The sequence below is a fragment of the Mesorhizobium sp. M0058 genome, assembly GCF_040323095.1.
In the GTDB taxonomy this organism is placed as follows: domain Bacteria; phylum Pseudomonadota; class Alphaproteobacteria; order Rhizobiales; family Rhizobiaceae; genus Mesorhizobium.
In genome coordinates this window covers 434,152-455,611 of the sequence record NZ_JAMYUQ010000001.1, presented here as the reverse complement: position 1 = coordinate 455,611, position 21,460 = coordinate 434,152, and the positions used below count along the sequence as shown (strand labels likewise).

The 21,460-nt window shown below is 62.2% G+C and carries 18 protein-coding genes; 6 read left to right on the top strand and 12 right to left on the bottom strand.

The genetic code is table 11. From position 1 onward, the window contains the following. Positions 1-38: 38 nt before the first annotated feature. A complete protein-coding gene (locus NKJ75_RS02255) occupies positions 39-1,142 on the bottom strand; it encodes an acyltransferase family protein (RefSeq protein WP_196814969.1) in 1,104 nt (367 codons plus the stop codon). A 381-nt stretch (positions 1,143-1,523) separates the two neighbouring features. On the opposite strand from NKJ75_RS02255, the gene NKJ75_RS02250 reads away from it, so the two are divergent. The 5 genes from NKJ75_RS02250 (at position 1,524) to NKJ75_RS02230 (ending at position 7,737) form a co-directional block, all read left to right on the top strand. Continuing rightward, positions 1,524-2,786 carry a VpsF family polysaccharide biosynthesis protein gene (locus NKJ75_RS02250; protein ID WP_023833548.1) on the top strand — a complete coding sequence of 421 codons (1,263 nt, stop codon included), beginning with the start codon at positions 1,524-1,526 and terminating at the stop codon, positions 2,784-2,786. 219 nt (positions 2,787-3,005) lie between these two features. Further along, a complete protein-coding gene (locus tag NKJ75_RS02245; RefSeq protein WP_031203849.1) occupies positions 3,006-4,619 on the top strand; it encodes a GumC family protein in 1,614 nt (537 codons plus the stop codon). 1 nt (position 4,620) lies between these two features. After that, positions 4,621-5,727: a glycosyltransferase gene (locus NKJ75_RS02240; protein ID WP_023744246.1), complete on the top strand. Its 1,107-nt coding sequence runs from the start codon at positions 4,621-4,623 to the stop codon at positions 5,725-5,727. A 169-nt stretch (positions 5,728-5,896) separates the two neighbouring features. Then, complete coding sequence (locus NKJ75_RS02235; RefSeq protein ID WP_023696869.1) at positions 5,897-6,625, top strand: N5-glutamine methyltransferase family protein; 729 nt, start codon at positions 5,897-5,899, stop codon at positions 6,623-6,625. Then, positions 6,622-7,737, top strand: coding sequence for a hypothetical protein (locus NKJ75_RS02230; protein WP_023683445.1), 1,116 nt, complete (start codon positions 6,622-6,624; stop codon positions 7,735-7,737). The genes NKJ75_RS02235 and NKJ75_RS02230 overlap by 4 nt, the downstream gene beginning before the upstream one ends. Positions 7,738-7,806: 69 nt before the next feature. On the opposite strand, the gene nadE is transcribed toward NKJ75_RS02230, so the two are convergent. From nadE to asnB, 4 genes are read right to left on the bottom strand one after another with little or no spacing between them, the layout of a single operon-like run. Beyond that, the gene (nadE, locus tag NKJ75_RS02225) at positions 7,807-8,811 is read right to left on the bottom strand and encodes an NAD(+) synthase (protein ID WP_352499096.1); all 1,005 of its coding nucleotides are present in this window, start codon (positions 8,809-8,811) and stop codon (positions 7,807-7,809) included. Then, positions 8,808-10,355 carry a class I adenylate-forming enzyme family protein gene (locus NKJ75_RS02220; RefSeq protein WP_352499095.1) on the bottom strand — a complete coding sequence of 516 codons (1,548 nt, stop codon included), beginning with the start codon at positions 10,353-10,355 and terminating at the stop codon, positions 8,808-8,810. The genes nadE and NKJ75_RS02220 overlap by 4 nt, the downstream gene beginning before the upstream one ends. Before the next feature lie 23 nt (positions 10,356-10,378). Beyond that, entirely contained in the window at positions 10,379-10,642 is a 264-nt protein-coding gene (locus NKJ75_RS02215; protein ID WP_023671787.1) for an acyl carrier protein, read from the bottom strand. 22 nt (positions 10,643-10,664) lie between these two features. Beyond that, a complete protein-coding gene (gene asnB / locus NKJ75_RS02210) occupies positions 10,665-12,602 on the bottom strand; it encodes an asparagine synthase (glutamine-hydrolyzing) (protein ID WP_352499094.1) in 1,938 nt (645 codons plus the stop codon). A gap of 583 nt (positions 12,603-13,185) precedes the next feature. Here asnB and NKJ75_RS02205 point away from each other — a divergent pair. Next, positions 13,186-14,055 carry a hypothetical protein gene (locus tag NKJ75_RS02205; protein WP_352499093.1) on the top strand — a complete coding sequence of 290 codons (870 nt, stop codon included), beginning with the start codon at positions 13,186-13,188 and terminating at the stop codon, positions 14,053-14,055. A 207-nt stretch (positions 14,056-14,262) separates the two neighbouring features. Here the strand turns inward: NKJ75_RS02205 and amaB are convergent, their stop codons facing one another. The 7 genes from amaB to NKJ75_RS02170 form a co-directional block, all read right to left on the bottom strand. Further along, positions 14,263-15,777 carry an L-piperidine-6-carboxylate dehydrogenase gene (amaB, locus tag NKJ75_RS02200; protein WP_023671784.1) on the bottom strand — a complete coding sequence of 505 codons (1,515 nt, stop codon included), beginning with the start codon at positions 15,775-15,777 and terminating at the stop codon, positions 14,263-14,265. Positions 15,778-15,952: 175 nt separating this feature from the next. Then, entirely contained in the window at positions 15,953-17,227 is a 1,275-nt protein-coding gene (locus NKJ75_RS02195) for an RNA polymerase sigma factor (RefSeq protein WP_023707663.1), read from the bottom strand. Further along, entirely contained in the window at positions 17,224-17,598 is a 375-nt protein-coding gene (locus NKJ75_RS02190) for a YciI family protein (protein ID WP_023671781.1), read from the bottom strand. Before NKJ75_RS02190 ends, NKJ75_RS02195 begins: the two co-directional genes overlap by 4 nt. Before the next feature lie 82 nt (positions 17,599-17,680). Next, positions 17,681-18,781 carry a DNA topoisomerase IB gene (locus NKJ75_RS02185; protein ID WP_352499092.1) on the bottom strand — a complete coding sequence of 367 codons (1,101 nt, stop codon included), beginning with the start codon at positions 18,779-18,781 and terminating at the stop codon, positions 17,681-17,683. 63 nt (positions 18,782-18,844) lie between these two features. Continuing rightward, complete coding sequence (locus NKJ75_RS02180; protein ID WP_023686315.1) at positions 18,845-19,606, bottom strand: hypothetical protein; 762 nt, start codon at positions 19,604-19,606, stop codon at positions 18,845-18,847. Further along, positions 19,603-20,481, bottom strand: a complete 879-nt coding sequence (locus tag NKJ75_RS02175; protein WP_023707661.1) for a glycosyltransferase family 2 protein — start codon at positions 20,479-20,481, stop codon at positions 19,603-19,605. Before NKJ75_RS02175 ends, NKJ75_RS02180 begins: the two co-directional genes overlap by 4 nt. Beyond that, entirely contained in the window at positions 20,474-21,409 is a 936-nt protein-coding gene (locus NKJ75_RS02170) for a glycosyltransferase family 2 protein (protein WP_023686317.1), read from the bottom strand. The genes NKJ75_RS02175 and NKJ75_RS02170 overlap by 8 nt, the downstream gene beginning before the upstream one ends. Between the last annotated feature and the right edge of the window lie 51 nt (positions 21,410-21,460).

Genomic DNA, 21,460 nt, shown 5'->3' with positions numbered 1-21,460 from the left:
AGCGCTGAAAGCCGTGAGCGTCCCGTTGCGTGGCCTGCTTATTTGTTCTCCGTGGCAATATGAGGAAGCGGTGTGTTTCTCGTCTTCCTTCTGCCGTTCAGGGTCTGAAGAATCGGCTTCTCGATCATCTCGTAAATCACCAGACTGACGAGGCAGGCTGCCACGATGCTGACCACCGACACCAACAATACCGTTGTCGGATGCTCGTATCCGACGGTGCGTCTGGCCAGGTACGCCACAGCGCCGATCACGAAGATATGCGACAGATAAAGCGCGTAGGAAGCGTCGCCCAACTGCTCGAGAAGGCTCCAGTGCTTGAGTTTCGGCTCCAGAATGAGGCTGAGATGAAGCAGGCCCGCCGCCCACATTGCTTGTCCCGCGAAGCTGATCTGACCCAAGAGCGGCGTACCGTCATCGACGAATGAAAGCACCACGCCTGCAGCGGTCATTACGCCGAATATCCAGGCATGGCGTATGTCGGAAGTGAAATCACCGTCCAAATAGCGCCGCCCTATCCACATGCCGATTACGAATGCCACCGGAGAAGGGTTGAGATAGAACTGGATAACAGGGTTGGTGGGAGCCAGCCACAGCCCGGCTATCCACATCGCAATGAAAAAGACCGTCAGCACAAATACGCGCGAGGTCACGGACAGGAATGCGAACACCGCAAAAGCGATATAGAAAAATACCTCGTAATTGAGCGTCCAGCCGAGTGAGAGGATTGGACTGGCGCTATCCCGTCCAGGCGCTTCGTGAACAATGAAGAGGAGCGACTGAAGATAGTGGGGCCATGTAAAGACGGTCTTCTGGAAGAGACTTGGCGCGAGCGCCGCCAGAACCGCGGCGAGGCTGGTGAAAAGCCAGTAAACGGGGATGATCCGGATTGCTCGGCGTTTCAGGAAGGTGGCAGCGGAAAACGGACCATCTCCCGTAATATGGACCATTATGAAACCGCTGATGACAAAGAACAGAACGACGCCCAGGCGGCCCGCCGTCACGATAATCAGATTGTCCACGCCAACCTGATAGGAAAAGGCGTGTGCGAACAGAACCAGCAAGGCGGCGCAGGCGCGAAGATACTGAATCGAATAGAATTTCTTCACCTTGATCTCCTGCGCTTTGCCGGCGCCTGATGCCATTGTGCCGTCCACAGGCAGCGCGTCGGGCGCCGTGCAAAGCATCGCCATCAATACGACCGGCCAATTAAGTGTGAGTTACCGACTTCATGGATAGCGTAAATCCGGCTGCCGATGCATGTCGCGCAACAAGTGCATTGCGTGCATTCGTTCCCTCTCGGCGCACTTTGGTGAGATTTCAATGAGCGGTGTCCGGCTTTTCGACAAAGCTGACATGTGGCGGCCCATGCCGGGCATCGCCACTGTTAAGATCGGGTTATCCATATTCCTTTACGTTCGTGCAGGAAAATGTACCCGGGGGTGCGTTCGTCCCCTGCCATCTCAATCGCAAGCCGCAACGCTGGTCAGATAATCGTGAGTGTCACCCCTACAGAGCAACAGTTCGTGACCGCGCAGGCCAGCCGCCAAGACGCCCTCACACTCCTGTTCTTTCTCCTCGCGGCCTTCGCTTTCCTGCTCCGCTCGACCATCTCTCCGCAATTGATGAATATGGTGATGTCCTATTCGACGGAGGGGGGGTCGTTTCCCGAAAAGCTGCATATCGGGACCTATGCGATCTTTCTGCTGCTTGTCGTCATCGCCACGACCCGGCCAATTCGGCTCGAAGGCGATGAAGTCAGGCTGTTCAAGGCGACATTGTTATATTCGCTGCTGCTGTTGTGGCTGGTGCCTTATCTCTTCGTGATAGGCCGTGCCGGCTCGGCCGGCTTCATAATCGATTCCTATCTGGTCTCTTGTGCCGCGGCGATGATCATGCTTGCCCTGGGTGACCATGTGCGCAGGGCGCTTGGCAATGTCATCGTCGGCATGATCGTCCTCAGCGCCATCATCGGAACGATCGAGGCCGTCACCCAGCATCGATTCCTGCCCTATCCCCTCGTTGAGCTGGACTTTCGGCCGATCGGACTGTCGGCCCATCCGCTGGCGCTGGGCGCGCTTTGCACCACCGCCATAGGTTTCGTTGCATTGACGCGGTGGCGTATCTGGGTGTGTGCGCTTTGCATCTTCATTCTCTTCATCGGCACGGCCGCTTCGGGCGCGCGCACCGCCCTGCTGCTCGCTTGCGGCGAGATCCTGTTCCTGCTCGTGTTCCTGCCTTGGCCGGACTTGTCACCCAGACATCAACGCCAGGCCAAACTCCTGGTGCTGATGCTGACGCTGGCCGGTGGCGCCATAATGATTGCGATACTCTTTTCGGCGGGGCTGCTGAACCGCTTCAGCAACACGCTCTTTGATCAAAATTACGACGCGCGCGTCAAGATCTACGATGTATTCAAGTTTGTTGAATGGAGGGACATCCTGCTTGGCATGAATCCCAACGAGTTGTTGAAGATCGTCAACGAAAAGCTCAACCTCCCCTTCATCGAAAGCACGCCGGTCGTTCTTACGCTTTTGTTCGGCCTGCCGATCGCCCTGCTCTTCGCCTTTTCTTTCTTCCGGTTCCTTTTCAAGCTCCTGCGCAATACGCCACGGGCCGCCCATATCGCAGCGGCCGCGTCCATTCTCGCGGCATTGTCAAACAATGCCCTTTCTTCGAAGGCGCCGGATATCATGCTGCTCGTCATCTTGTTGCTCGCTTATCGAAAGCCGGATGGGCGCCAAACCGGCACGCCCCTTCAAGGCCAACCAGCATCAACATCGACATGACGTCAAAGCCCGTTCCTTGTGGGTGCTCTCGCGACGACCTCTTGTATTTCCATTTGAAACGCCTGCACGCTTTGCCAGGCTACGACGGGCGTGGCAGAATACCGACGAAGGGTGGATAGATCGCTGTTCCGGAACGCGCCTGACACGCCTGGAAAATGAAATGTTAACGATGTTTCCGTAAAGCAGGCTGTGCGTATTGAATATTAAAGGGTTAGCATGATGTCCGCCGCTTCCGGTCCTCCTCCAACCGCGGCCGCCGCCGGCATTAGCCCCTATGAACGGATCGAAAATGCGCGGCGCGCCAGCAGGCCAAAGCCGCAACAAACCGCGCCGATCATGGCACATGCGGCGGCACCCGCTGTAACGTCGGCCCCTGTAACGTCGGCCCCTGTAACGTCGGCCCCTGTGTCGCCTGCACCCGTGGCGCCGCCTGTAGCCGAGCCCGTCACGACGGTGACGCTCAACAAGATCGGAACCTTTCTCGAACTCGATTTCGGGCGTCTGTTTGTCTGGCTGCGCGCCGGCCTTGCTCTGGTATGCCTGCTGGCAATCGCCGGCGGGATCATCGGCGGTGCCTACGCTCTGCTGAGCAAGCAGCGCTACACCGTGACCACGGACATCCTCATCAATCCCGCCAATCTTCAGGTTGTTCCGAACGATCTTTACCCGCAATCGGCCCAGGTCGATGGACAGCTGCTCAGCGCGCGCAGCAAAGAGCGCATCTTGACCTCGGGCAGCGTGCTTTCACGTGTTGTAGACGATCTTGACCTGGCCAGTGACCCTGAGTTCTTCGACGCGGACCGAAGCCGCACAGGGACGGACGGCGCCAAACCCGATCCAAAGCTTACCGCCCTGAAGAACCTCGCGGAACGGGTTAGCAGCATCGCGGATGAAAAGTCGTTTGTCACGACCTTGATGGTATCGGCGGAAACCCCCGCTAAGGCGATCCTGATTTCGCAGGATATCGTCAAGACTTTCCAGGAAGAGCTGGCCAGCGCCGAGGCTTCCGGCGCCAGCCGTGCCGCGGCCGCGCTGGACGGGCGGCTGGGCCAGCTCAAGAGCGATGTGCAGGCGGCCGAAGAGAAGGTCGAGGCCTATAGGCGCAGCCACAATCTGGCCACCAGCAATGGGCAGCTTGTTTCCTCGCAAACCATGACCCAGCTCAACGGCCAGATCGTGGAGACGCAATCGCGCGTCATCGCCGCGCAGGCAAGTTACGACGCCCTGCTTGCCGCCGGCGCAAACGGCACCAATTCCGGTCCCGCCACGTCGGAGGCGCTTGTGGCGCTGCGCGCAACGGCCAACGGCCTGCGCCAGCAGATCGATTCGCAGTCGATGACCTTTGGCCCCCGTCATCCGTCGATCGTCAGGCTGAAGACGGAGTACAACACGGTCAGCGCGCAACTCAGCGCCGAATACGCGCGCACCCTGCGCCTGGCGAAGGTCAATCTCGATGCCGCCAAAACCTCGTCGGCCTCCCTCAATGCCAAGATGAATGACTTGAAGGGCAACGTGTTCTCGGATAGCGATTCCGAGGTCGCCTTGCGTGAGCTTGAACGTGACGCCGCGTCGAAGACGGCTATCTATGAGAGCTTCCTGTCGCGGGCACGCCAGATAACCGAGCGCGAACAGATCGACAGCACCAATGTGCAGGTGATTTCCACCGCAGTGCCGCCAAAGGGCCGTTCATGGCCCCCGCGCACGGTCGTGATGATCGGCCTGGGGGCCATTGGCGGCATGATCCTTGGCATGTTGCTCGCCATTACCCTGGGTATCGTGCGCGACATGCGTCTTCCGCCGAACCGCCCGGACGTCATTGCCAGCCGCGCCTGAAATGGCGAAGCGGATTGTCTTTCACATTGCCAGCCTCAGGGGCGGCGGCGCCGAGCGTGTATTCGTCCTGATGGCGAACGAACTGGCATCGCGCGGCCACAACGTCACGCTTTTTACCTGGAACGCGCAGGGGCCCAATGCCGCCCTGCTTTCGCCTGCCGTACATCTGGTCGATTTCGGCCTCCCCATTCGCGGCGAGGGTTATGGCAAGTGGGCGACATTGAAAGGCATCGTGCGAAGCGCGGGCCTGCTTGGCCGCGTTTCTCCCGACGCGATCTACAGCGCCCCGGAATTCGCCAATCTGGTCGTGGCGCTGGCGCTTTCCCTCGCGCGAAGCAGGGCGCGGTTCTTCCCGAGTTTCCACGCCGCCGCCTCACTGCCTTCCGGCAACCTTGGCGCGAAAATGGCGGTCTGGCTTTCGGCCCTGGTTGCGGCCCGCGCCGACAGGGCCATCGCGGTTTCTGAGGGCGTCGGCGGCGATCTTGTGGCCCGAGGCTTCCCGAAATCCAAGGTCGTGGTCATCAACAACCCGCTGCCGCCGGTTGCGGCATCCCAGCAACGCTCCTACGCCTGGCAGGCAGAGCTCGCGGCGCTGGGCGACGGCCCCGTCATCATCACCGCCGGACGCCTGGTGCCGGTTAAGGATCATTGGACGTTGCTGCGGGCCTTCGCTGTGCTGCGCGCCGGCCGCCGGGCTCGGCTTGTCATCTTCGGCGAGGGTCCGCTGGCCGACGAGCTGCGCGCCTATGCCGAAGAATCCGGTATCGGCGCAGACGTTCTGTTTGCGGGCTATGTCAATGATCTGGCGGCCTGCTACGCCGTAGCTGACTTGTTCGTCCTATCATCGACCAGCGAGGGCTTCGGCAATGTTCTGGTCGAGGCCATGGCAGCGGGGATTCCGGTGGTCTCCACGGACGCGCCGCACGGCCCGCGCGAAATACTTGATGACGGCCGCTTCGGCGCCCTGGTGCCGGTCGGCGATGCCGCGGCCCTGGCAGTGGCGATGGCCGGAATGCTCGACCAGCCGACAACCGCCGCGATCCTGAAAAGCAGGGCGGCGGATTTCGAAATTGAAAAGATCGGAGACCGGTACGAGGCGTTGCTCTGAATTAGCGCATGGATCGGCTTGCGGCGGCACAGGAATCCGCCATTGATGGGACAGGACGCCGCCAACATAGGCCGGTTACTCCCAATCCAATCATGATCTTTAACATCAATTTACCCGGAGTTGGTAACAACAGGGAACCCGCGTTTTATCCTCAGGATAGGGATTTTCCTTGCCGCAGCATCACAGTCTTCCTGCCGGCCGTGCAAACGATCGCAATTGGCCGCGATTGCACCGCTTCATGCGGGTTGAGCTGGAACTCGCGCCTGACGTCCTGGTGCCGCGAGCCGAAACGGAACTGCTTGGCCGGACGGCCGCGGCCATTCTTGGCGAACAGGCGCACGAAACGATCCTGATCGACATGTGCTGCGGCAGCGGCAATCTTGCCGTGGGCATCGTCAGCGAATGTCCTCGGGCTCGGGCATGGGCGGCGGACCTGACCGACAGCACGGTTTCGCTTGCCCGCCGCAATGTTGTGCGCCTCGCCCTGCAGGACAGGATCAAGGTCCGGCAAGGCGACCTATTTGCCGCGATCGAGGGTGACGGCCTCCACGGCGCTGCCGACATGGTTTTGTGCAACCCGCCCTATATTTCGTCGTCCCGTCTCGATAGCGAAAGCGCGCATCTGTTGGAGAACGAACCTCGGGAAGCTTTCGACGGCGGCCCTTACGGTATTTCGATCCTCCAAAGGCTGGTCCGGGATGCCGCAGCTTTCCTCAAGCCAGGCGGATGGCTGCTGTTTGAGTTCGGCGAAGGTCAGGATCGGCAGATAGCAACCCTTTTATCGAGAACGAAATCCTACGAAACCCCAACCTTTGCCGTGACGGCCGACGGCCAGCCCCGTGTCGCCATGGCGCGCAAACATGGTGGCCGGGTTCCCGGAACCGGGAGCCCGGCGTGAGCGTCGTCCGCGCCCTCGATCAGGCCGACCTTGCGGCCGTCGCGGGCATGTTTCAACGCATGCTGCGCAAGAAGCGGGGGCCAGCGCCGGCCTCCCTCGTCGATTACATGAGGCGGTTTTATCTGGACGCACCCGACTGGGGCAGCGGGCTCCGTTCGCTTGTCCATGTCAATGACGCCGGCCAGGTTTCCGGCTTCGTCGGCGTTCATGCGCTGCCGATGAAATTCAACGGCCGGCAGCTCTACGCTGCCATCTGCAGCTCGCTGATGGTCGAGGATCACGAGACCGATCCGATGGCCGGTGCCCGCCTGTTGAAGGCCTTCCTCGATGGTCCGCAGGACATCTCCTTCAGCGAAACCGCCAATGATACGTCCGTGAAACTGTGGACGCGGCTTCGCGGCGTTGTGCTGCCGCAATACAGCCTTGACTGGGTTCGCGTGATGCGGCCGGCGACCTTCGTGCTCAGCCTTTTTGCCAGTCACATGAAGCTTGCCTGGATGTTGAACCCGCTCGCCCGGATGGTCGACCGGCTCTACCTTCGCAAAATGGAGGGCGGTCAACGACGCTGGACCGGCGTCGTCGCCAACGCATCGAGCCGGGGGGCATTTCGGACCTCCGAGATCGACAGCGGCAGCTTTGCGGGGCTGCTGGAGCCGCTTTGCGCCCAGTTTCCGCTACGTCCGCAGTGGGCGGAAGGTCAGCTCGACCATATTCTGGGCGATGCGGCGCAAAAGCCGGATTTCGGAGAGCTTGTCTGCGTGTCGGTGGCATCGCCGAACGGCGCCAATGTCGGCGCTTTCGCCTACTACGCTCGACCGGACGGGATCGGCCGCGTGCTGCAGGTCCTCGCTCTTCCCGGCCAGGCCGGGCCGGTGATCGATTGCCTGGTCGAGCATGCCGCCCGGCGCGGTGTCTCCGGCTTGCGCGGCCGCGTCCAGCCCGCGCTTCTGGACGCCATGCTTGTAAGACGCATAGCCTTCATACCGGTCGCCTCGACCGTCGTGCATTCACGCGATCCCGAGCTTCTCGATGCCATGAAGAACGCGCAGGTCTTTCTGAACGGGCTTGCGGGCGAGCAGTGGAGCCAGTTGATCGGCGGCCGCTTCACCTGAGGCGTTCCGCCTAGAGCAATTCCAGGAAAGGGTGCGCGGTTTCCGTCCGGAATGGCATAATGCATCAGGTCAGGAGCCGACTTCGTCCACGCCGTCAACGAGCTGCGGGCGCAGGTGCAGATAGCGCGTTGCCTTTCGCTTGGCGGCGATGTCGACCCAGACGCGTTCGATCTGTGAGGCGGTCAATCCCGCCGCTTGCCCTACCACCTCGGCGGACACGCCGTTGTTGAGGCCGTAGAGACACAGATCCATCCGATCGTAAGGCAGGGAGAAGTAGAATTCTTCCTGCGTCTGCGCCAGCGAGTAGGTGTCGGTGGTCGGCGGCCGGTTGCGGACCTCTTCCGGAATGCCGAGATAGGCGGCTAGCGCATAGACCTGCGTCTTGTAGAGATGCGCGATCGGCTTGACGTCGGCGGCGCCGTCGCCGTTCTTGACGAAGAACCCCTGATCGTATTCCAGCCGGTTCGGTGTGCCGAGCACGGCGAAGTTCAGCCGGTCGGCATGATAATATTCGATCTGCTTGCGGGTGCGCTGCTTCATGTTGGTGGCGGCAACGATGCCGAGATAGACCGCCACCGGCATCCGCAGTTTCGTCTGCTTGCCTTGCGGGTCCTGCACCACCAGCGAGGAGATGTTGTAGCCCTCGCCTTCGAGCACGTTCGCGATCACGATCTTTGAGGCCCAGCCCTTGCCATAGTCCGGGACCATTTCGCGGATGAAGGCGTCGCGGCGTTCATAGCAGCCCATTGCCCGCAGGGTCGGCCCGATATCCTCCACAACGGCCTCGACGCCGAAAGTGTCGGCGACCAGATGGCCGAGTCGCAGGCTTTCGGGGTCGGAATCGCTTTCCGGCATGAGGACGCACAGCACATTCTGGTGGCCGACGGCACGCGCCGCCAATGCAGCCGAAACGCTGGAATCTATACCGCCCGAAAGACCGAGCACGAGGCCGCGCTTGCGAATGCCGCGCAACTGCTCGCGCAGGGCCGCCACGATCCTGTCCGTTTCGGCGGCGGGATCGATGACCAGGGCTTGCGTGAAGGCCGGCGCATCCTGGGTTGAGCCGATGTTCATTGCTCGGCCTCCATCATCTCAGCCGCGAGCCGGCGGCTGACCTTGCCCGACTCCGTCTTCGGTAATTCGCTGCGGAACTCTATGATTTTGGGGACCATGAAATCCTCCAGGTGCCGCGCGCAGTGACGAATGATGTCCTTTCCGCCAAGCGCCGGATCGGACCGCACGACGAGCGCGCCAATCGCATGCCCCAGCACCGGATCCGGCACGCCGACGACCACCGCTTCCGCGATACCTGGATGGGCGTGGAGCACTGCCTCCACTTCCTTGGGGGCGACCTTCTCGCCACGCGTCTTGATGATATCGTCCTTACGCCCGACAAAATAGAGAAAGCCGTCCTCGTCGGTCTGGAACAGGTCGCCCGTATAGAGCACCTTTTCCCAAGGGTTAGGCCCCGGCCGGAGCGCTCGTTCCGTCGCGGCCTGGTTGCGCCAATAGCCCTGCATGACGTGCGGACCGCGGATGACGAGCTCACCCGCCACGCCCGCCGGCACGCGTTGTCCAAGGTCGTCGACGACAAAGGCTTCCGTGTTGGGGATGGCTATGCCGACCGACCCTGGCCGGCGGTCAAGTTCCTCGGGTGGCAAATAGGTGCAGCGCTTGCATTCGGTCAGTCCATACATCGAATAGATCCGGACGCCGGGCAGCAGCGAGCGCAGGCGTTCTATGTGGGCTGGCGGCAAGGCGGCCGCGGTGTTGGAAATATAGCGGAGGCTGGGCAAGAAACCCGGCGCCAGATCACGCATCTGCAGGATCATCGCCGCCATGGTAGGCACCAGCGGAAGGCCGGTGACGCCCTCTTTGCGGATGCGTTCGAAGATCTCGTGCGGGAAGGCGAAGGACTTCTCGAGCACCAGCGTGGCCCCGAGCCTGACTGCCATCAGCAACTGGTAGAGGCCATAGTCGAAGGCAAGCGGGAGGACGTTCAGGATGATGTCGTCCGGCGCGTTGCGCAGATAGGTGGCGATCGACCCCGCGGCAGCGTCGCAATTGCGATGCGTCATCATCACACCCTTGGGCCGGCCGGTCGAACCTGACGTGTAGATCAGCATCGCAAGGTCGACGTCGATGCCGCGATGGTCTACCTCCGCGCCATCGAACGTCAGGCAGTCAGTCAGGGACGCGGCCCCTGCCGGGCATTGCCCATCGGCCCCAGGAGTGGAAGCCACGAAGATGCCGGTCTTGACTTGCGATGCGCAGGCTTCGGTGACCACGGGCATCAGCTTCGCCTGCGTCAGGACCGCCCTGGCGTCGCAATCGGCGATGATGTAACCGAGCTTGTCGGCCTTTGTGGAGGGGTTGATCGGACTGAAGGTCGCACCTGCCTTGAGTGCGGCAAAGATCGATACGGCGGCCTCCCAGCAATTGTCCATGAAGATCAGGACGCGGTCGTCGCGCCTGATCCCATTCATGAAGAGAGCGGTGGCCAGCCGGCTCGAAAGGTCGTCGAGTTCTTCGTAGCTCAGCCTTTTGCCCCTGGTGACCAATGCCGTCTTGGCCGGGTGGGCAGCAGCCTTCGCCACCAGAAAATGCTCGATCCGCACGGGACGTTCCTCGCCGTTGGCGCTTACGCTGCCAGCGTTTGTGCTCTCGCCTCGATGAAGGACGAGATGCGGTCAAGCGAGTCCAGGTTGGCCGGAACGATGTCGGCGTCCACCATCGCGATGCCGAAATTGTCCTCGATGAAGGCCACCAGCTCAAGCACCGCAGTCGAGTCGATAATGTCGTTCTCGATCAGCGAGGCTGAATCCGACAGTTTGTAGGAGGTGTCGCCGAACAGGAAGTTGTCGACGATAAAGCTTCTGACCCTGTCCTTGATTGCCGTCATCATGTATTTCCTTTTCCTCGCCGTCTCAGGCCGCTCTTGCCGCGCCGACCGCTTGGCCGGCGAAATTCTTCTGCCACAGCTGCGTCGATAGAATGCCGACGAAGGCGGCGTTGTCGCGAAATCCGGTCGCGGTCTCCATGCGGCATTTCTCGTGGAGCTTGGCCACCGCCTTGGCGTTGAACAGGCCGCCGGCGGTAATGCTCGCCTCGCCCAGGCAGTCACGAACATAGTCTAGTTCCTCCGCCCCGACGAAGGAGCGGGCCTCCGGGGCGCGGTAAGGTTGCTTGGTGCGTTTACCGATCGCCGCCGGAAGGTGGTGCCTGGCCACCTTGCGCAATATGTGCTTCTCCATCAAGCCTTTCAGTTTCATCTCCGGCGGAAGTCTTGCCGCGAACTCTACCACGCGATGATCCAGGAAAGGAAACCGCCCTTCGATGCCGTGCGCCATGGCCATCCGATCGCCTTGGCTGGAGAGGATGTAGCCGGGCAGGAGGAAGCGGGTTTCGAGATATTGCGCCTGATGCAGCGGATGCCATAGGGAAAACGCCTCGGGTAGGCGGCTGGTCAGCTCTTCAGCTGCGTCATAACCCTTCAACGTCGCGCGCAGGTCGCCGGAAAAGAAGATTTTCGCCGCCGCCGTGGTCTTGAAGCGTGGCCGATGCGAGAACAGCGGATCGTCGAGGGCAGCGTTGCTGGTGCCGAAGAAGGCAGCCAGATACTCCACCGATTGCTGTTGCAGGCCCGGCAGATACGGGTAAAGCCGGCGGAACAGCTGCGGCCTCATGCGCGATGTGGGCTGCCGCCCGCAGAACCGGCGGACACGCGCCTCCTTGAAGACGTCGTAACCGGCGAAGACCTCGTCGGCGCCTTCACCCGTCAGCACCACCTTCAGGCCGGCCTGGCGAACCAGGGCGGATAATTTGTAGAGTGGCGCTGGCGCCGTGCGGATGATCGGCCGCTCGGTAAAGCGGATGACCTCAGGAAAGACGCTGGCGATATCGCGGGCGCCGCATTCTATGGCGTGGTGGCGCGTGCCGAGCGCCGAGGCCATTTCGGTCTGAAAGGCGCTTTCGTCATGCTCGGCGCTGTCGAAGGTTACGGAAAATGTCTCCAGTCTCCGAGGAGTCATGCCGGCGGCAAGCGCCGAAACAAGCGACGAATCGAGCCCTCCGGAAAGATAGGAACCGACCGGCACGTCGGCCCGCATGCGAAGCCTCACCGCATCGGTCAGAAGGGCTTGCAATTCCTCTGCCGCGTGGTCCTCGTTCGTGATCTTCGACGGCTCATCACGATGCGGATAGTCCAGGTGCCAGTACCGTTTGACCGTGACCTGCCCCTGCGTCGCGATCATCACACTTGCCGGTTCCAACTCGTGGATATTGCGGAACGCCGTGCGCGGAGCGATCGGCGCCCACAGCGTAAAGATCTGATCCAGCGCAACCGGATCAATTTCAGCGGAGACGCCCGGGACCTTCAGCAGGGCTTTGATCTCCGAGGCAAAGTAAAGCACCCCGTCCTTGCTTGTGTAGAACAGCGGCCGGACACCCATGCGGTCTCGTGCAAGCACCATTCGTCGCTGCCGATTGTCCCATATCGCCAAGGCGAAATCACCGTTCAGGAGAGACAAGCAGTCTTCGCCCATCTCCTCATAGAGCTGAAGGATGACCTCTGTGTCGCTCGACGTCCGAAAGTGCCGGCCCTTGGCGATCAGCCCTTCGCGCAGTTCTATGTAGTTGAAAATCTCGCCGTTGAACGCAATCGTCAAATTGCCGGCCTCGTCGGACATCGGTTGCTGGCCATCGCCGATGCCGATCACCGACAGCCGCGCATGCCCGAGCCCGGCATCGGGTGCTACGAATTTCCCTTGCTCATCCGGCCCACGATGGGCAATTGCGGCTACCATGTGCGTGAGCAAAGCTTCCGCATCCCGGATTGACCCGAAATAACCCCCGAATCCACACATCCCTTGAACTCATATTGAACGCTAAGGTACGGAACATAACCTCGATAGTGGCATCTGGGGTTAATCCGATAATTTCACCGAGCATGTGGTTAACAAGAAGTTTGCCACGATGTGGTCTTCGTGGCTAGGACGCGATGGCTCTCCATCACCTCGCGCTTGCGGCCGTAATAGCCGGAACGATAGCCCAGGCGCTCCGACGTGGCGAACCGCCTGGATACAAACGGACCGCGCGCAACGTGCTGGCGATCTTAAGGCAAATTCAACCGCAGGCTGCCGGGCTGACTATTATTGCGGTAGGTTTTTCAACGGTTGCAATGGCTTAGCGTTTTCCGACACGCCCTAGGCGCGAACGGACCAGAGCGTTTCCAAAAAAGTGTGACACGGTTTTCTCTGCAGAAGCGCGCGGCGCTTCTCAAGCAATTTGCCTCGAAATCAAGAGATGACGGGGGTTTCAACGTGTCTGTAGAACGGTTGATCGCTCTAGGCCTTTTGTCCGGGTTGGCATGGCCTGACACGGGCGGCTAAGGCTGGAAATGTGATTGCACGTCTTCGCTGCCGGGGGGCTGGCCGGAGGACGAGGAGGATGGCGCTGAATTTCGAATATATTGCCGGCCATCCGGCGCTGCACCGTCATGTCGAGGCGCAGTCGAAGGCGTTGCTGCATATCTATGAAACGAGCCCACGCCTGGCCGCCGTGTTCGCCACGCAACAGCGCTGGTTGCTGGCTCACACCGGCCTAGCCCTGCATTTCGCCCGCGACCCGCGCGATCCCCGCACGGAACTGACACTGGCCCGCTTCATCGATGCCGTGCTTCACTATTCCGTCGCTAGCCGCAACACGGCCGAAGCCTTCATCAAGGAGATGCTATACTATCACATCATCGAATACCTGCCGCACACCGGTGATGGACGAGCCCATCCCTTTCAGGTGACGGCAGCGACGCTGAAGGAATTCGACGGCTGGGTGGTTGCGCATCTGCGCACGCTCGACGGTCTCGACAGCGGCAGCCGCCTCGCCGCCTTTCTCGAGCAGCACGGCATGATTTCCAGGCTGCAGCCGCTGGTGGCGGAAGGCCTGCTCTCCTCCAACCCAGTGCGTGAGCCCAAGCAGACGTTTTCGCTGTTCATCTGGCTCAACAATGGCGGCATCGTCATGGATTGGCTGATGTCCGGCATCGATCCCGACAATGCCGCCGTCGACCGGATCCCGACCAGCGTGGTTTCGATCGGCGAATTCGCCAGTTGGCTAAAACTCTCGCGCACCCATCTTGCGCGCAAATTGCGCGACGCCGAAAAGCTCGGCAGCGTCGGCTGGCTGGGCCGGCGCGGGCATTCGGTGATGTGGGTGTCCAACAGCTTCTACCAGGAATACATGACCGTGCAGGCCGCCAAGCTTGCCGTCATCGATGCCGCGTTCGAGGCCTGCCGACCGGCGTCGCCGCACGCTGGCTGAACGTTCGGCGCAGACGCTGTTGCGCAGCCGATCGTGCCGACCGCGAGGACCCGTCCGGGCGCATGGCCGAGGTGGCCTTTCCGCCGTCGGGATACGGACATCTGGACAGCGGGGGCGAAGCCTGAAAGCGGAACGATCCGCGCGAGCGGCAGCGATCCGCCCGACGGGTTCGGGTGGATCAACTGGTCAAAAGCCGGGCGCAGCATCTCAATCGATGTCGAATGACACGCCCTGCGCCAGCGGCAGCGCCTTGGAATAGTTCACCGTGTTGGTGGCGCGGCGCATATAGGCCTTCCAGGCATCGGAGCCGCTCTCGCGCCCGCCGCCGGTTTCCTTCTCGCCGCCGAAGGCGCCGCCGATCTCGGCGCCCGACGTGCCGATGTTGACGTTGGCGATGCCGCAATCCGAACCATCGACGCCGAGGAAGCGCTCGGATTCCTGCAGGTCGCGGGTGAAGATCGACGACGACAGTCCGGCGCCGACCGCATTGTGCTCGTCGAGCACGGCATCGAAATCGGAATATTTCATCACGTAGAGGATCGGCGCGAAGGTTTCTTCGGTGACAGGAGCCACCTGCTTCGGCATTTCGACCAGCGCCGGATGCACGTAATAGGCATCGGGATGGCCATTCTCGACCCGCGAACCGCCGGTCAGCTTGCCGCCGTGAGCGGTGGCTTCCTTGAGCGCCTTCTGCATGGCGTCGAAGGCCGCCTTGTCGATCAGCGGCCCGACGAGCGAAGACGTCTCCAGCGGATTGCCGACCGAGACGCTCTCATAGGCCTTCTTCAGCCGCGGCAGCAGCGCGTCATAGACGCTGTCATGCACGAACAGGCGCCGCAGCGTCGTGCAGCGCTGGCCGGCGGTGCCCATGGCGCCAAAGGCGATGGCGCGCAGCGCCATGTCGAGATCGGCGGTCGGGCAGACGATGCCGGCATTGTTGCCGCCGAGTTCGAGCACGGCGCGGGCAAAGCGCTTGGCCAGACGCGGGCCGACATCCCGGCCCATGCGGGTCGAGCCGGTGGCCGAAACCAGCGCCACCTTCGGGTGGTCGACCAGGATCTCGCCGACGGAGCGGTCGCCAATCAGCACCGGTGCCAGGCCCTGCGGCGCATCTGCGCCGAAGCGCTTGACCGCGCCGGCAAAAATCGCCTCGCAGGCGAGCGCCGTCAGCGGCGTCTTTTCCGAGGGCTTCCACACCACGGCGTCGCCGCAGACCAGCGCGAGCGCCGCGTTCCACGACCACACCGCGACCGGGAAGTTGAAGGCCGAAATGACGCCGACGACGCCGAGCGGATGCCAGGTCTCCATCATGCGATGTCCCGGACGCTCGGTGGCGATGGTCAGACCGTAGAGCTGGCGGGAAAGGCCGACGGCGAAATCGCAGATGTCGATCATTTCCTGGACTTCGCCGAGGCCTTCCGACGGGATCTTGCCAACCTCGATCGACACCAGCCGGCCAAGCTCGGTTTTGTGCGCGCGCAACTCCTCGCCGAGCAGCCGCACCAGTTCGCCGCGCCGGGGACCCGGCACCATCCGCCAGGCCTGGAACGCCGTGTGCGCGGCATCGATGGTCTTGGCCGCATCGGCCGGCGAAATCGTCTTCAGCGCCGCGATCTGTTCACCCGTCACCGGACTGCGCACGACGAGGTCGCCGCCGGTCAGCGCGTCCTTGGCCACACCCAGTTTCGCCAGAAGTTCGGCCGTTTCCTTCGCTATCGTCATTTTTGTCCCTTTCAGATCCGCTCGCCATCATAGGGCGGCGGTCGAGCCTTGGCGCCATTATCGCCCGCATGCCGCAAGCGCTGTCATGGCGTGCCATTACTCGTTTCAGGGGAAAATCGCCACCCCGGCATGGTCCAAGCCGAGATTGCACGATTGAGCCAGAGGAGGAACAGGCTTAGTGCGCTGTCTTCGCCGGCGCCTTCACGGCTCCGTCTCGCATCAGCCGGTCGATATGCATGCGGATATGGGCGGCTTCCGCTGCCGTGTTGGCCAACGCAATGGCGCGATCGAAGGCGACACGCGCCTCTTCGCCACGGCCGAGCTGCATCAACAGACCGCCCTTGAGGCCGAAGAAGTGGAAATAGCCGGACAGCCTCTCGCCAAGCGGCTCGATCATGGCAAGGGCAGCTTCCGGCCCGCGCACCTTGGCGACCGCAACCGCGCGGTTCAGCGTCACCACCGGCGAAGGTTGCATCGCCTCCAGCAGGCTGTAGAGCAGGTCGATCTCTGTCCAGTCGGTCTCCTCGGGGGTTGCCGCCCGCGCATGAAGGGCGGCGATCGCCGCCTGCACCTGGTAGGGTCCGGGCTTCTGGTGGCGCAGGGCCTTGTCGACCAGCGCCAGGCCTTCGTCGATCATCTTGCGGCTCCACAGCGAGCGGTCCTGGTCGTCGAGCAGCACGATCTCGCCGTTCTCGTCGAAGCGGGCCGGCGCGCGCGCATGCTGCAGCAAAAGCAATGCCGTCAGACCCATGATCTCCGGCTCGGTCTGGAACAGCCGCAGCAACAGGCGCGCCAGCCGGATCGCTTCCTCGCAAAGCGGCGCACGCGCCGGCGCCTCGCCGCTGTTGGTGGAATAACCTTCGTTGAAGATCAGATAGACCATGGCGGCAACGGCGGCGAGCCGCTCCGAGCGCTCGACCGCGCCGGGCGTCTCGAACGGCACGCCGGCATCGGCAATGCGCGCCTTGGCGCGCGTGATACGCTGTTCCATGGCGCTTTCGCCGACCAGGAACGCACGCGCGATCTGCTTGACGGTGAGACCGGAGACGATGCGCAGCGCCACCGCGATCTGCTGCGTAGGCGGCAGATCCGGATGGCAGCAGATGAACAAGAGCCGCAATATGTCGTCGCGGTAGTGCGCGCCGTCCAGCCGTTCGGCGATATCGCTCTCGGCATCTTCCAAGTCCGAGATCTGGTCCTCTTCCGGCATCGGCGCCTGCTTGGCGCGCTTGCGCACCGCGTCGATGCCGGTGTTGCGGCCGACAAAGATCAGCCAGGCCGCAGGATCGCGCGGCGGCCCGTTCTGCGGCCAGTTCTTGAGTGCCCTCAGGCACGCGTCCTGGAAAGCTTCCTCCGCCGTATCGAGATTGCGGAAATAGCGCAGCAGCGCACCCATAGCCTGCGGGCGGGCAGCGCTGATCGCCGAGCTTATCCAGGCGAGGTCTGTCATGTGGCTACTCTGGTTGGGTTGAAGACGGAAACCGGTCGGATCTCATAGGATCCGCCGCTGGGATTGACCTCGGAAAGCTCGCGCGCGAAGTCGACGGCTTCGTCGAGATCGGCGCATTCCAGCGTGTAGAAGCCGAGGAACTGTTCCTTGGTCTCGGCAAACGGGCCGTCGATGACGACCGATTCGCCCTTGACCTTGCGCAGCGTCGTCGCGGCGGTGGTGGGCAAAAGCCGCGCCACCGGCCCAAGCCGGCCGGCTTGAGCGTATTTTTCCTGCACATGCATGAGCTTTGCCATGACCTCGTCATCCTGTGCCTTGCTCCAGGAGGAGACGACATCTTCGGAGGCATAGCAGAGGATAGCGTAGAGCATGGGACGTCCTTTTCTGTCTCAAAGGACGAAACAGTAGGGCCTATGCCGACATGGCGTCGACAAAAAAGTTACGCCATTTTTGTCAGCCTTCGCTTGCCTTCAACCATCTCAGCACAAGAGCCTCTTCATCATCGAGACCGTCTATCGATCGCTTGCGCTTGTTGGCCTCGGTCATTTCGCTAAGCAGCCGCCCTTCCACCCAGGCTTCGAAAACCTGTGGATGGATGTAGCATTTGCGGCAGACGGCGCGTGTGTTGCCGAGCCGCTCGGCCACCTTGTCGATGACGGCGTTCATTACACGCTTGGTCTGCGCCTGGCTTTCGGGAAGATCCGTCCGCGCAAACAGCGACGCGGCATGGATGGTACCGCCCCAGGTGCGGAAATGCTTGGAGCTGAAATTGGCGCCGATCGCGTCGCGGATATAGCGGTTGACATCGTCGGAACGCACCCCATGCCTCTCGCCGTCCTCGTCGAGATATTGGAACAGTTGCTGCCCCGGAATATCCTGCGCGCTGCGCACGACCCGGGCGATGCGGCGGTCGACCAGCTTCAATTTCCATTCCTTGCCGGACTTGCCCTTGAAGGCAAAGCGCAGGCTAGATCCCTTGATGTCGACGTGGCGGTCGCGCAGCGTCGTCAGCCCAAAGCTCTTGTTGTCACGGGCATAGGCGGCATTGCCGACCCGGATCATCGTGTTGTCGAGCAGCCAGACAATTGCCGCCACGACGCGCTCGGCCGGCAGGCCGCGGCGGCGCAGATCGGCATCGATCCGGCGGCGCAACTCCGGCAGGCTTTCGGCAAAGGCGACAAGGCTGGAGTATTTGGCGCCGTCGCGCTCGGCGGCCCACAGCGGATGGTAGCGGTACTGTTTGCGCCCGCGCTGGTCGCGGCCGGTCGCCTGGATGTGGCCGGCGGGATCGGGCGAGATCCACACATCCGTCCATGCCGGCGGAATGGCCAGCGCCTTGATGCGGGCAATGGCTGCCGCGCCGACGGCCTGTCCTTTCGCGCCCTTGTAGGAAAAGCCTTCGCCCGCCTTCAGGCGCCGGATCCCCGGCTCGCTGTCGCTGATATAGGTGAGCGAGGCCTGTTCGGCAGCGGTCTGCGCGCCGTTCTTCGGCGCCCCATCGTCCCCCTGTCCGGCCGCCGACCGGCCGGATGGCGTCCCAGATTTGTCCAGCATGCCCGCTCCACGAGATTTTTCTCGTAGATAAGCGCCAGGCCGACTGCTGGTTCCACCGCGTTGCTATGGAATGTGGTCGGGTCCACCAATGGTGGCACCAGCCGGCACGGCCATCCAGAGGCCGCCATCGTCGACGTGAGGCGGATGGTAGTCGCGCCCGGGCGGAATCTGTTCGAACACGGCCCCTGCCTCATCGGCAAGGTAGTCATAGCCCACATCCTGCAGGAGCCCCTTTGGATCCAGGTGGTGGTAGAGATTGCGGCGGGCGATCCGCCGCTTCGGCTCCATCATCTTTAAATGATAGAGGTTGAGCCCGCTGTTGCGGGCCTTGAAACCAAGATCGGGAGGATACCAGAGCCCGTGCAGGTCCTCTGGTCGGTACTTCGCCGGATCGTAGGCTCTGAACAGACGATACTGGAACTTTTCGGCCCACAGCCCGTCGACCCGGTACTCGGTCGGCGAATACAATTCGCGGAGCCGGAACCCCCAAGCCATGCGCCTGTAATCCCCCGTCAGCTGTCCGATCCGCTCCGCGGTACCGCGTTCCAGCCGCTCATCGGGATCAATAGCCAGGATCCAGTCGGCGGCAGCTTCATGCGCTGCGTCGAGTAAGATCCGCCGCCGCTGCGGCTCGCTGCTGAACACGCCGGTCGCCCCGCGATCGTCATAGGCAATCCAGCCGTCAACGACCGGATCGATATTGGTGATCAGATCGGCAACCAGATGCGCGTCATAACGATAGCTGAAAACTGCGACCGTTCTCTGGCGCGTCCAGAACAGTCGGCTCCGTCGCCAGCGTCGAGGCTTGATTTGGCTCGTTATCATTTTCTTGTTGCCGCTTTCACGCGATTTCGCACGCCAATATAGACACCCACGGATTTGACCAGCAGGGCAAGCCAGACAATTGGCATCGACATCATCGCGAAAGTTCGATCCCGCTCGGAAAGCCCGATCTTCGCCAGCTTGCGGGCATTCCGCCGATCGCGAAACGTGTCGCGAAAACACCGAAACGGAGTGTTCAGGGCGAACGCTGCGAGGTAATCGCCGCGGCGACAGCCGCGCCTGTACTGATCGGCAAGCAATCTGGACAGCCGGGTTTCGTTGCGATGAACGGTTTGTACCTTAGGCTCCCAGACCGGCTGCAGTTCCTGCGGCAGGCGCCCCAGGAATTCGGTGTCTTCGGCAGCAGGCATGGTTTCATCGAACAAGCCATATTCATCGAACAGCCGCCGATCGAACGACACGCCGTAACGCAGCGCACGATCCGACGGCAGACCGGGAAGCCGTCGCATGAACATGATCAGATGAGCCGCACAGGCGATCAGATTGCGCGGATGGCTATTCACCATCGCGCTCGCCACGGCGCGGTCGCCAGCCAGATGCCGCTGCATCCGTGCCTCGGCCCAGCCCGAACAGGCGAGGCAATCATCGGCAAGAAAGGCAACGAAAGGCGCTTTGGTGGCCGCAATGCCGAGATTGCGGGCTGCGCCTACAAACAGCCTTCGACCGACCTCGATCACTGGCACCTTGACCCCGGCGCCGGTCAGCAGCGCCATGACCTCGCCTCCGCCCGAGTTGACCACCATGATCTCGAGCGGCTCATCCTGATCCAGCAGGGATGTCACCGCCTCGACGATTTGAGCCGGCGCGCGATAGCCGATGACAATGACGGCAAGCTGCGGCGGGGCTGATTCAGGCACGTTGCAACTGGACGCGCGGAGAGGAAAACCAGCGCCGCAGCGCCAGCTTCAGCTGGTAGCGCCTGCAGCGCCAGGTGTTCGACCGCACCTTCGGCGCCGCCGCCGCGATCCTCAGGAACCGCGCCGCCGTCTCCAGATCACCGCGCGCATAGTGAACCCGGGCGATCTTGAGGGCGACCAGCCCCTCCCTGGTCTTTAGCGACGACAGTGGGATGCCACAGTCAGTCAGCTCGCGCAGCGCCAGCCGCCAGTCGAGAAAGCGGCGCACCGGCCTGGTGATGAAGCGATCATCAGAACGCACTGCCGAAACGTGGTAGATCATGACGGGATGCACGATCAGGGCAAGCGACGCCCTGCCCATCAGCCTGGACCAGAACAGCGTGTCCTCGTCATAGGCAAGCCCGGTCGGGAAGCGCGTGTCGCCGACGACCCGCCGGGAAACCAGCGCACTGCCCACGGCGATCGAGCGAATGTGACCTTCCAGATAGGCCGAGGCATTGGCTATACCGTCTTCTATGTAGCCGGCTGGAAGCTTGAGGTTCCGGTTCTCGCCATCGGTGCGCCGACGGTAGGCGCCGATCACCATGTCGGCGGCCGGTTGCTCCCCCGCCCGGACCAGCATCGACCGCAGCCCGCCCTCCAGATGCAAGTCGTCGGCGTCGATCAGGTAGATCCAGGAGCATTGCGCCTGCGCCAGCGCCACATTGCGGGAGCCGCCCGCGTCCCGGCAGCTGCTCTTGAGCACGCGCAACGGCAACGAGAATTGCGTGGCGGCATTCAGCGCGGCTTCTGCCGTCCCGTCCGAGGAGGAATCGTCGACCAGCAGCACCTCGCCGATAACCTCGGCTTCGGAACGAAGCGAGGCCAGCGTGGCCGCAATGGTTGCCGCCGCATTGTGCGCCGGGATGATGACGCTGATTGCCGTCAATACCGAACTCCGCATCAGCATGCCTGCCGACCGATCCTCCCCGAAGTTTCG